Source organism: Rathayibacter sp. AY2B3 (assembly GCF_002931755.1).
Classification (GTDB): Bacteria; Actinomycetota; Actinomycetes; order Actinomycetales; family Microbacteriaceae; genus Rathayibacter.
This window is the reverse complement of the sequence record NZ_PSUG01000008.1, coordinates 38,068-49,845: the sequence shown is the minus strand read 5'-3', so window position 1 is coordinate 49,845 and position 11,778 is coordinate 38,068. Positions and strand designations below refer to the sequence as shown.

The following is an 11,778-nucleotide window of genomic DNA, read 5'->3' as shown; positions in this document are numbered from 1 at the left end:
GGGAGAGCACTCCCGCCCACCGTCTACACTGATCCGGCGCACCGCGGGAGGCCCCTCCCGCCCGCCGCGACCCACCCGAAAGCGAGAGCCCCGTGATCAAGCCCGACCTCGGCATCACCGTCCCCGACGAGCTCGGCTCGGTCCACTTCATCGGCATCGGCGGCTCCGGGATGAGCGGGATCGCGCGGCTGTTCCACCACGCCGGGCACCGCGTCACCGGGTCCGACGTCCGCGAGTCCCACCCCGTCGAGCAGCTGCGGGAGCTCGGCGTCCCGGTCGCCATCGGGCACGACGCGGCGAACCTCGGGGACGCCGAGGCGGTCGTCGTCACTTCCGCCCTGTGGCCCGACAACCCGGAGTACCTGCTGGCGAAGGAGCGCGGTCTGCCCGTGCTGCACCGCTCGCAGGCCCTCGCCTGGCTGGTGCGCGGCAAGCGCCTGGTCGCGGTGGCCGGAGCGCACGGCAAGACCACGTCGACCGGCATGATCGTCACCGGCCTGCTCGGCGTCGACGCCGACCCCAGCTTCGTCAACGGCGGCATCATCGAGAGCCTCGGCACCTCGTCCGCCGCCGGCTCCGGCGAGGTCTTCGTCGTCGAGGCCGACGAGTCCGACGGCAGCTTCCTGCTCTACGACACCTCGGTCGCCCTCATCACCAACGTCGACCCGGACCACCTCGACCACTACGGATCGCTGGAGGCGTTCGAGGACGCCTTCGTCACTTTCGCCTCCTCCGCGAGCGAGCTCGTCGTCATCTCCTCGGACGACCCCGGCGCGGTCCGCGTCACCGAGCGGCTGGACGGCGGCCGGGTGCTGACCTTCGGCGAGGCCGAGGGAGCGGACGTCCGCGTCGTCGACCTCGACCTCGTCGGCCCCGTCGGCTTCTCGGTCGAGTACGAGGGCAGGCGCTACTCGGCCCGCCTCCGCATCCCCGGCCGGCACAACGCGATCAACGCGGCCGGCGCGTTCGCGGTGCTGGTGGGCCTGGGCTTCGATCCGGCCGCCTCGCTCGAGGCCGTGTCGGCGTTCGGAGGCACGGAGCGCCGCTTCGAGCTGCACGGAGCGGTCCGCGGCGTCAGCGTCTACGACGACTACGCCCACCACCCCACCGAGGTGGCCGCCGCCCTCTCCGCTGCGCGCACGGTGGTCGGCGAGGGCCGCATCATCGCCGTGCACCAGCCGCACCTCTACAGCCGCACCCGCCTCTTCGCCCGCGAGTTCGCCGAGACGCTCGAGCGCTACGCCGACGAGACGGTCGTCCTCGACGTCTACGGGGCGCGCGAGGATCCGGAGCCCGGAGTGACCGGAGCGCTGGTCAGCGAGAAGTTCGCCGACCCGTCGCACGTCTCGTTCGTCCCGGACTGGGCGGAGGCGGCCCGCCTCACGGCCAGCATCGCGCGCGAGGGCGACTTCGTCATCACCCTCGGCTGCGGTGACGTGTACCGGATCATCCCGCAGGTGCTCGAGTCGCTCGGTGCGAGCGAGGCCGCGTCGGTCGCACGATGACCGCGGTCCTCGCGCCCGCAGCGGGGGAGCGGCCGTGAAGCGGCCCGACGGCGGACGCCCTCCGGCACCCGGCCGGAGCGTCCCGACGGGCAGCGGCGAGCCGGAGCCGGACACCGAGCCGATCCGGATCGTCTCCGCGATCCGCGTGCAGCCCGAGCCGGCCGAGCGCACTCCGTCGCGCGCGGGCGCCGTCCGCCGCACCCTCTCGGGCCTGCGCCTGCCCGGAGCCGAGAACCGGGCCGTCTCCCGGGCCGCCCGCGAGCGGAGGCGCTACGAGCGGGGGGAGGTCCGCCGCTTCACGAAGCGCGCGCGTCGGCGCCGCCTGATCGCACTGGTCGTGGCCGGGTCGCTCGTCGCCCTCGCCCTGCTCGTCGGCGTCGCGGCCTTCTCGCCGCTCATGGCCGTGCGCACGATCGAGATCTCGGGCACTCAGCGCGTCGACGCCGCCGCCCTGCAGAGCGAGCTCGACGACCAGCTCGGCGTCCCGCTCACCCTCGTGGACCGGGACGAGGTCGGCCGCGTGCTGGGCGGGTCCCCGCTCATCCAGAGCTACTCGGTGCAGACCCGCCCGCCGAGCACCCTCGTGGTGTCGATCGTCGAGCGCACGCCCCTCGGCGTGATCTCGACGGGGGGCCGCTTCGAGCTCGTGGACGCGGCCGGAGTCGTCATCGAGACGGCGGACTCGGCGCAGCCCGGCTACCCGGTCCTCACCACGGCGTCCGGCGACGCCTCCGGAGCCGGCTTCCGCGCGACCGCGCGGGTGCTGCGCTCCCTGCCCGCGTCGCTCGCTCCGCAGGTGACGGCCGCCACGGCCACGACCGGCGACGACGTCTCGCTCACCCTGCAGAACGGCACGACCGTCGTCTGGGGCGGGTCGGACGAGTCGGCGCTCAAGTCCGCCGTGCTCGAGAAGCTGATGGCCGCGACCGATCCTGCCGTCGTCGGCACCTACGACGTGTCCTCGCCCCAGGCCGCCGTCGTGGCGCCCCGTCCGTGACCGGCGGCGGATCCGCGCGTTCTTTCGAGCGTTGCGGGCGTGTCTGCTGGGAGCGCGACCCGACTCCGCCTACCGTCGGAGCCGAACCCCAAATGCATACTCAGCATAACTTTAAGCCTCAACTACAGGTTTAGAGTTCAGCCCGGAGGCCGGAGACGTGACTTCAAACCAGAACTACCTCGCCGTGATCAAGGTCGTCGGCATCGGCGGTGGCGGCGTCAACGCCGTCAACCGCATGATCGAGCTCGGCCTGCGCGGTGTCGAATTCATCGCGATCAACACGGACGCCCAGGCGCTCCTGCTCAGCGACGCCGACGTCAAGCTCGACGTGGGCCGCGAGCTGACCCGCGGACTCGGCGCCGGCGCCGACCCCGAGGTCGGCCGCCGCGCCGCCGAGGACCACGCCGAGGAGATCGAGGAGGTCCTCGCGGGGGCGGACATGGTCTTCGTCACCGCGGGCGAGGGCGGCGGCACCGGCACCGGTGGCGCGCCCGTCGTCGCGCGCATCGCCAAGTCGATCGGCGCCCTCACCATCGGTGTCGTGACCAAGCCCTTCGGATTCGAGGGACGCCGTCGCCAGACGCAGGCCGAGGCCGGCGTCGCGACGCTGAAGAACGAGGTCGACACCCTCATCGTCGTCCCGAACGACCGCCTGCTCGAGATCAGCGACCGCGGCATCTCGATGCTCGAGGCCTTCGCGACCGCCGACCAGGTGCTCCTCGCCGGCGTCCAGGGCATCACCGACCTGATCACCACCCCCGGCCTGATCAACCTCGACTTCGCCGATGTGAAGTCGGTCATGCAGGGCGCGGGCTCGGCGCTGATGGGCATCGGCTCGTCGCGCGGCGCCGACCGCGCGATCAAGGCGGCCGAGCTGGCGGTCGCCTCGCCGCTGCTCGAGGCCAGCATCGACGGCGCGCACGGCGTGCTCCTCTCGATCCAGGGCGGCTCGAACCTGGGCATCTTCGAGATCAACGACGCGGCGCGCCTCGTCCAGGAGGCGGTGCACGCCGAGGCGAACATCATCTTCGGTGCCGTGATCGACGACACGCTCGGCGACGAGGTGCGCGTCACCGTCATCGCCGCGGGCTTCGACGGCGGAGAGCCGGGCGGGACGGCTCAGGCCGCGATCGCGCAGCCGCGCCAGCAGCAGAGCTCGGCGAGCGAGTCGGCCGCCGAGCCCGTCCCGGCTCCCGCCGCCGCCCCCGCGGCCGGCTCGATCTGGTCGAGCACCCCCGTCGCCGCCCCGGCCCCTGTCGCCGACCCGTCGTTCGACGACGACGACAGCGACCTGGACATCCCCGACTTCCTCAAGTAGTCGTGCCGGATCCGGAGCTGGCCGAGCGCTGGGCCGAGGTCTCCGAGCGGGTCGCCGACGCGACCCGCTCGGCCGGTCGCGAGACGTCCTCGGTCACGACGATCGTGGTGACCAAGTTCCACCCCCTGTCACTGCTCCGCGACCTCCTCGAGCTGGGCGTCGTCGACTTCGGCGAGAACCGGCACCAGGAGGCGCAGGAGAAGTCGGCCGAGCTGGCCGGGACGGCTGCGCGCTGGCACTTCATCGGGCAGCTCCAGAGCAAGAAGGCGCGCCAGGTGCGCCGCTACGCCGACGCGATCCACTCCGTCGACAGGCTCGCGCTCGTCCCACTGCTGGAGGCGGGGGAGGAGCCGCTCGACGTGTTCCTGCAGGTCAACCTCACGGAGGACCCCGAGCGCGGGGGAGCGTCGCCCGCCGACGTCGAGCCCCTCGCCGAGGCCCTCGCCGGAGCGCCCGGCCTGACGCTGCGCGGCGTGATGGCGGTCGCCCCGCTGGACGAGGAGCCCCGTCCGGCGTTCGCCCGGCTCCGGTCGATCTCCGACCTGGTGCGCGCCGTCGAGCCCTCCGCCACGGCGATCTCGGCGGGCATGTCGAACGACTTCGCCGAGGCGATCGCGGAGGGTGCGACACACCTGCGAATCGGGTCGGCAATCACCGGAGAACGCCCCGCCCGCACCTAACCTCGTGGTGACCCACCTGTGGGAGCACACACGACACGGAGGACACCCCATGGCCAACCCGCTGAAGAAGACGATGGTCTACCTCGGACTCGCCGACGAAGAGGTCGAGTACGAGCGCGCAGAGCCCGTCGAGGCGGCCCCGGCGACGGCCCACCGCGCACCGGTCTCCCCGGTGCAGCCCGTCCCTCCCGTCGAGCCGGTGCAGCAGCCCCGCGCGACGGTCACCCCGCTCCGCAAGCCCACCCCCCAGACCCCGAAGGCGACGGCACCCGCCGAGATGAACGAGATCCTCACCGTCCACCCGAAGCAGTACCGCGACGCGCAGGTCATCGCGGAGAACTTCCGCGACGGCATCCCCGTGATCATCAACCTCTCGCAGATGAGCGATGCGGACGCCCGCCGCCTCATCGACTTCGCGAGCGGACTCTCGCAGGGTCTTTACGGCCGCATCGAGCGCGTGACGAGCAAGGTCTTCCTGCTCTCGCCGTCGCACATCACCGTCGCCGGCGACTCCGCCTCCGCCGAGAGCGACGCCGACGCGTCGTTCTTCGCGAAGTCCTGATCCCGGGGAGCCCTGGCCCCCGGTGACCTCCGTCGTCTCGCTCCTCGGGAGCGTCCTGTACTTCGTGCTGCTGCTCTACTTCTTCGCGATGTGGGCGCGGTTCGTGCTCGACCTCGTCCGCGTGATCCGACGCGACTGGCGCCCCCGCGGCGCCGGCCTCGTCGCCGCGGAGGGCGTCTACACCGTCACGGACCCGCCGATCGGCTTCTTCCGACGGCTGATCAAGCCGGTCTCGATCGGCCCGATCGCGCTCGATTTCGGCTGGAGCCTCACCATGCTCTGCGTCATCGTGGGCATGTACATCGCCACGTGGCTGCAGCGCGCCTGACCGTCCCTGTATCGTTGGCACGTCCGGACGTTCCCCGCGGTGTCAGCACTGCGCCGTGCGCCTGAAGTTGCTAGCTTTAGTCGCGCGTTGTTAAACGTGTACCTACTTGAAATCGAAGGTGGAAAGCCATGGCGCTCACTCCCGAAGACGTTGTCAACAAGCGGTTCCAGCCGACCAAGTTCCGCGAGGGATACGACCAGGACGAGGTCGACGACTTCCTCGACGAGGTCGTCGTGGAGCTCCGCCGCCTGAACCAGGAGAACGAGGAGCTGCGTCAGCGCCTCTCCTCCGGCGACAGCCGCCCCTCGGACGCCCGAGTCTCCGACGCTCCCCGCGAGAGCACTCCTGCTCCCGCCCCGGTGGTCGACGAGGCACCCGAGCCGGAGCCCGAGCCCGAGCCCACCCCGGCTCCCGCACCGGTCGTCGCTCCCGTCAGCTCCTCGCAGTCGGCTCCGGTCGACGAGGCCGAGAGCTCCAGCGGACTCCTGCAGCTCGCCCGCCGCCTCCACGAGGAGCACGTGCGCGAGGGTGCCGAGAAGCGCGACGCGCTCGTCGCCGAGGGCCGTGCCACGGCCGCCCGCATCGTCGCCGAGGCCGAGGCCAAGCAGCGCCAGCAGGTCGCGAAGCTCGAGGAGGAGCGCGCGACTGTCGAGCACCGCATCGACGAGCTCCGCACCTTCGAGCGCGAGTACCGCCAGAAGCTGAAGAGCTACATCGAGGGCCAGCTCCGCGACCTCGACACCCAGCCGGCGTCGACGGAGTCCTCGCTGTCGGGCTTTGGGGCGTAGTCCCGCCGCAGCGGACGTCAGGCCGAGGGTGCTCGTCACCCTCGGCCTCGTCGCGCTCGCGGTCTTCGCGATCGATCAGACCGCGAAGCTCCTGGTCACGACGAACCTGACCCTGGGCGAGGACGTCCACGTCCTCGGTGACGTCCTGATCCTGCACTACGTGAAGAACCCGGGCGCCGCCTTCTCCCTCGCGAGCGGGTCGACGTGGATCTTCTCGATCATCGCGGCGTGCGTCGTCGTCGCCGTGATCTGGTTCGCGCGCCGGATCCGCTCCACCGCGTGGGCCGTCTTCTTCGGGCTGCTGCTCGGCGGCACCCTCGGCAACCTCTTCGACCGGCTGTTCCGCGAGCCCTCCTTCGGGCTCGGACACGTCGTCGACTTCCTCTTCACGCCGTGGCTGCTCCCGGCGATCTACAACGTCGCCGACATCGCGATCTGCACGGCGATGGCGATCTTCGTCCTCCTGAGCGTGCGGGGCGTCGGCCTCGACGGCACCCGCGAGCGCGCGGGCCGCGACGAGCCGCTGCACGACTCGTCCGAGGGCGACGCGACCGCCGCCACCGCCGCGGACGCCCCCGCCGCGGCCCCCTCCGTCGAGGAGGCGGCCCGCGACGCAGACCGCCCCGGCGGACGCTGATGGCGCAGTCCCGAGAGCTTCCGGTCCCGGACGGGCTCGACGGCCTCCGCGTGGACGCGGCCGTCGCGAAGCTGCTCGGCTTCTCGCGCACCTTCGCAGCCGAGGTCGCCGAGGCGGGCGGAGTGAGCGCCGACGGACGCGTCCTCGACAAGAGCGACCGCGTGCACGCCGGCACCTGGCTGAGCGTCGAGTGGAGCCCGCGCGAGGAGCCGAGGATCGTGCCGATGGCGGTCCCCGGCCTCGGCATCGTGCACGACGACGACGACATCGTGGTGATCGACAAGCCGGTCGGAGTGGCCGCGCACCCCGCCGTGGGCTGGGAGGGACCGACGGTGCTCGGCGCCCTCGCCGCCGCGGGCTTCACCGTGTCGACCTCCGGTGCGGCCGAACGCGCGGGCATCGTGCACCGGCTCGACGCCGGCACGAGCGGTCTCATGGTCGTCGCGAAGTCCGAACGCGCCTACACCCACCTCAAGAGGGCGTTCCACGACCGCACGGTCGAGAAGGTCTACCACGCCGTCGTGCAGGGCCACCCCGACCCGCTCGCCGGCACGATCGACGCCCCGCTCGGCCGCCACCCGTCCTCGGACTGGAAGTTCGCGGTCCGCGCGGACGGCAAGCCCTCCGTGACCCACTACGAGACCATCGAGGCCTTCCCGTTCGCCTCCCTCCTCGAGGTCCACCTCGAGACCGGCCGCACGCACCAGATCCGCGTGCACATGGCCGCGCAGCGCCACCCGTGCGTCGGCGACGCGATGTACGGCGCCGATCCGACCCTCTCGAAGCGGCTCGGCCTCACCCGCCAGTGGCTCGATGCGGTCCGGCTCGGCTTCACCCACCCGGGCTCGGGGGAGTGGGTGCAGTTCGAGGCGTCCTACCCCGACGACCTGGCGCACGCCCTCGAGGTGCTGCGCGGGGAGTGATCCGCGCTCTTCCGGCCGGACCCGCGTCCGGCGCGGTTAGACTTCTTCCCGCCGTGTCCACGGGCCCTCCCGGGCCGCCGGCCATCCCTCCCCTGCCCGCAGTCCGCCGGAGGCGCATCCTTGCCGAGTAACGATTCCTTCGTCCACCTCCACGTGCACAGCGAGTACTCGATGCTCGACGGTGCAGCGCGGGTGAAGCCGCTGATCGACGCGGCGGTCGAGGAGGGCATGCCGGCCATCGCCGTGACCGACCACGGGAACGTGTTCGGCGCCTTCGACTTCTGGCGCACCGCGACGGCGGCGGGGATCAAGCCGATCATCGGCACCGAGGCCTACCTCACTCCGGGGACGCACCGCTCCGACAAGACCCGCATCCGCTGGGGCGACGGCGGAGGGGACGACGTGTCCGGCTCCGGCGCCTACACCCACATGACGCTGCTCAGCTCGACCACGACGGGCATGCACAACCTCTTCCGGCTCTCCTCGCGCGCATCGATCGAGGGGTACTACTTCAAGCCGCGCATGGACCGCGAGATCCTCTCGCAGTACTCCGAGGGCCTGATCGGGACGACGGGCTGCCCGAGCGGCGAGGTCCAGACCCGCCTGCGCCTGGGCCAGTACAAGGAGGCCCGCCAGGCGGCCGCCGACTACCGCGACATCTTCGGCAAGGAGAACTTCTTCGCCGAGATCATGGATCACGGCCTCGACATCGAGCGCCGCGTCATCGGGGACGTCATCCGGCTCGCGAAGGACCTGGACCTGCCGCTGGTCGCCACCAACGACCTCCACTACACGCACGCGCACGACGCGACCTCGCACGCGGCACTGCTCTGCGTGCAGTCCGGCACCACCCTCGACGACCCCAAGCGCTTCAAGTTCGACGCGGACGAGTTCTACCTCAAGTCGCCCCGCGAGATGCGCCAGGTCTTCCGCGACCACCCCGAGGCCTGCGACAACACGCTGCTCATCGCCGAGCGCTGCGACGTCCAGTTCGACACGTCGGCGAACTACATGCCCCGCTTCCCCGTCCCCGAGGGCGAGACCGAGGACACCTGGTTCGTGAAGGAGGTCGAGGCCGGACTGCGCGAGCGCTACCCGGACGGCGTCTCCCAGGAGGTGCGCGATCGGGCGGACTACGAGACCCGCGTCATCCTGCAGATGGGCTTCCCCGGCTACTTCCTCGTCGTCGCCGACTTCATCAACTGGTCCAAGCGCAACGGCATCCGCGTCGGTCCGGGCCGCGGCTCCGGCGCCGGCTCGATGGCGGCCTACGCGATGAAGATCACCGATCTCGATCCTCTGCGCCACGGCCTGATCTTCGAGCGCTTCCTCAACCCCGACCGCGTGTCCATGCCGGACTTCGACGTCGACTTCGACGACCGTCGCCGCGGCGAGGTCATCCGCTACGTGACCGAGAAGTACGGCGACGAGCGCGTCGCGCAGATCGTCACCTACGGCACCATCAAGGCGAAGCAGGCGCTCAAGGACGCCTCGCGCGTCCTCGGCTTCCCGTTCGGGATGGGCGAGAAGCTGACGAAGGCGATGCCGCCCGCGATCATGGGCAAGGACATCCCGCTCAGCGGCATCAACGACCCCGCCCACGCGCGCTACAAGGAAGCGCTCGACGTGCGCAACGTCATCGCCGAGGACCCGCAGGCGAAGCTGGTCTTCGACACCGCGCTCGGTCTCGAGAACCTCAAGCGCCAGTGGGGCGTGCACGCGGCCGGCGTCATCATGTCCAGCGACCCGCTCCTGGACATCATCCCGATCATGAAGCGGGAGCAGGACGGCCAGATCGTCACGCAGTTCGACTACCCCGCGTGCGAGTCGCTCGGGCTGATCAAGATGGACTTCCTGGGGCTCCGGAACCTTACGATCATCGACGACGCCCTCGACAACATCCGCGCCAACCGTGGGCAGGACCTCGTGCTCGAGGACCTCGAGCTCGACGATCAGGCCGCCTACGACCTCCTCGCCCGCGGCGACACGCTCGGGGTCTTCCAGCTCGACGGCGGCCCGATGCGCGGCCTGCTCCGCCTGATGAAGCCCGACAACTTCGAGGACATCTCCGCGGTCCTCGCGCTCTACCGGCCGGGCCCGATGGGCGCCGACTCCCACACCAACTACGCGCTGCGCAAGAACGGCGTGCAGCAGATCACCCCGATCCACCCGGAGCTCGAGGAGCCGCTCTCGGAAGTGCTCGGCGGGACCTACGGCCTGATCGTGTACCAGGAGCAGGTCATGTCGATCGCGCAGAAGCTCGCCGGCTTCACCCTCGCGCAGGCCGACCTGCTGCGGCGCGCGATGGGCAAGAAGAAGAAGTCCGAGCTGGACAAGCAGTTCGAGGGCTTCTCGGGAGGCATGATCGCCAACGGGTACTCGATGGAGGCCGTCAAGACCCTCTGGGACATCCTGCTGCCCTTCTCCGACTACGCCTTCAACAAGGCGCACTCGGCGGCCTACGGCGTCGTCTCCTACTGGACGGCGTACCTCAAGGCGCACTACCCCGCGGAGTACATGGCCGCGCTGCTCACCAGCGTCGGCGACTCCAAGGACAAGATGGCCGCCTACCTCAACGAGTGCCGGCGGATGGGGATCAAGGTGCTCCCCCCGGACGTGAACGAGTCGATCGGCTTCTTCACCGCGGTCGGCACCGACATCCGCTTCGGCCTCGGCGCCGTGCGCAACGTCGGCACGAACGTCGTCGAGGGCATCCGCGCGGCCCGTGAGGAGAAGGGGCGCTTCGAGACGTTCCACGACTTCCTCCGCAAGGTGCCGCTGCAGGTGACCAACAAGCGCACCATCGAGTCGCTGATCAAGGCCGGCGCCTTCGACTCGCTCGGCTCGACACGCCGCGCGCTGGTCGAGGTGCACGAGGACGCCGTCGAGGCGGCGGTGGGGGAGAAGCGCAACGAGGCGAACGGCCAGGTCGGCTTCGACTTCGACAGCCTCTGGGACGAGCCGCAGGCCGCGATCCAGGTCCCCGAGCGGCCGGAATGGGCCAAGCGCGACAAGCTCGCCTTCGAGCGCGACATGCTCGGGCTCTACGTGTCCGACCACCCGCTCGCCGGGCTCGAGACCGAGCTCGCCAAGCACTACAGCACCACGATCGCCGATCTGCTGATCTCGGAGACGATCGCCGACGGAGAGACCGTGGTCGTCGCGGGCCTCGTGACGAGTGTCCAGCACCGCATGGCCAAGGCCTCCGGCAACCAGTACGGGATGATCCAGGTCGAGGACTTCGGCGGCGAGATCACCTGCATGTTCATGGGGAAGGCGTACCAGGAGTTCGCCCCGGCGCTCACGAACGACTCCATCGTCGTCGTCAGAGGCCGCGTCAGCATGCGCGACGACGGGATGAACCTGCACGCGTTCAGCCTGTTCGCCCCCGAGATGAGCCAGGACGGCGACTCGGGCCCGCTCACCGTCTCGATGCCCGAGTCGCGCGCGACCACCGACACGGTCTCGCAGCTCAGCGACGTTCTCATCCGCCACTCCGGGCAGACCGAGGTGCGGCTGAAGCTGATCAAGGGCGACACGGCCCGCGTGTTCGAGGTGCCGTTCCCCGTGCGCATCACCCCCGACCTCTTCGGCGAGCTGAAGAGCCTGCTGGGGCCCAACTGTCTGTATTGAATTCCGAGCCGGTCCCTGCCCGGCTCGGCGCGGTCGGGCGGGGAGGCGGGCCGGGTTCGTGAGAGCGTCGTGCGTCCGGCTACGGCGATCCGCTCGCACGCGGATCGCCGGTTCGCGGTGTCGGTGGCGAGCCGGTCCCTGCCCGGCTCGGCGCGGTCGGGCGGGGAGGCGGGCCGGGTTCGTGAGAGCGGCATGCGTCCGGTTACGGCGATCCGCCGGCACGCGGATCGCCGGTCCGCCTCGCTGCGTGCGGCGAACGGGTGGGGGATCGGAGGGCGAGCCCGCGGCCGCCGGTGTCCTCCTGGTCGTCGAGAAGCCGCGGGGCTGCGCATCGCGACCAGGAGTGGACCTGGCGGGGGCGGGGGACCGGACGAGTGCCGGGCGGCGAGGGAGCGGGGGCGGGCGGC

At 71.0% G+C, this 11,778-nt stretch carries 10 protein-coding genes; all 10 read left to right on the top strand.

Features of this window, described 5'->3' with window-relative positions:
- The first annotated feature begins 92 nt into the window (after positions 1-92).
- The 10 genes from murC (at position 93) to dnaE (ending at position 11,371) form a co-directional block, all read left to right on the top strand.
- Positions 93-1,505: a UDP-N-acetylmuramate--L-alanine ligase gene (gene murC, locus C5C24_RS04200; protein ID WP_104304374.1), complete on the top strand. Its 1,413-nt coding sequence runs from the start codon at positions 93-95 to the stop codon at positions 1,503-1,505.
- 34 nt (positions 1,506-1,539) lie between these two features.
- Complete coding sequence (locus C5C24_RS04195) at positions 1,540-2,502, top strand: cell division protein FtsQ/DivIB (protein WP_104304373.1); 963 nt, start codon at positions 1,540-1,542, stop codon at positions 2,500-2,502.
- 157 nt (positions 2,503-2,659) lie between these two features.
- Complete coding sequence (gene ftsZ / locus C5C24_RS04190; protein ID WP_104222597.1) at positions 2,660-3,820, top strand: cell division protein FtsZ; 1,161 nt, start codon at positions 2,660-2,662, stop codon at positions 3,818-3,820.
- Between the two features lie 2 nt (positions 3,821-3,822).
- Positions 3,823-4,500: a YggS family pyridoxal phosphate-dependent enzyme gene (locus tag C5C24_RS04185; protein WP_104304372.1), complete on the top strand. Its 678-nt coding sequence runs from the start codon at positions 3,823-3,825 to the stop codon at positions 4,498-4,500.
- 49 nt (positions 4,501-4,549) lie between these two features.
- A complete protein-coding gene (locus C5C24_RS04180) occupies positions 4,550-5,062 on the top strand; it encodes a cell division protein SepF (protein WP_104222599.1) in 513 nt (170 codons plus the stop codon).
- Positions 5,063-5,084: 22 nt separating this feature from the next.
- Positions 5,085-5,390 carry a YggT family protein gene (locus tag C5C24_RS04175; protein WP_258059242.1) on the top strand — a complete coding sequence of 102 codons (306 nt, stop codon included), beginning with the start codon at positions 5,085-5,087 and terminating at the stop codon, positions 5,388-5,390.
- A gap of 128 nt (positions 5,391-5,518) precedes the next feature.
- Positions 5,519-6,178, top strand: a complete 660-nt coding sequence (locus C5C24_RS04170; protein ID WP_104276440.1) for a DivIVA domain-containing protein — start codon at positions 5,519-5,521, stop codon at positions 6,176-6,178.
- 28 nt (positions 6,179-6,206) lie between these two features.
- Positions 6,207-6,815, top strand: a complete 609-nt coding sequence (gene lspA, locus C5C24_RS04165; RefSeq protein WP_104304371.1) for a signal peptidase II — start codon at positions 6,207-6,209, stop codon at positions 6,813-6,815.
- Complete coding sequence (locus C5C24_RS04160; protein WP_104276438.1) at positions 6,815-7,738, top strand: RluA family pseudouridine synthase; 924 nt, start codon at positions 6,815-6,817, stop codon at positions 7,736-7,738. Before lspA ends, C5C24_RS04160 begins: the two co-directional genes overlap by 1 nt.
- Positions 7,739-7,909: 171 nt before the next feature.
- Positions 7,910-11,371: a DNA polymerase III subunit alpha gene (gene dnaE, locus C5C24_RS04155; RefSeq protein WP_374955320.1), complete on the top strand. Its 3,462-nt coding sequence runs from the start codon at positions 7,910-7,912 to the stop codon at positions 11,369-11,371.
- The last annotated feature ends 407 nt before the right edge of the window (positions 11,372-11,778 follow it).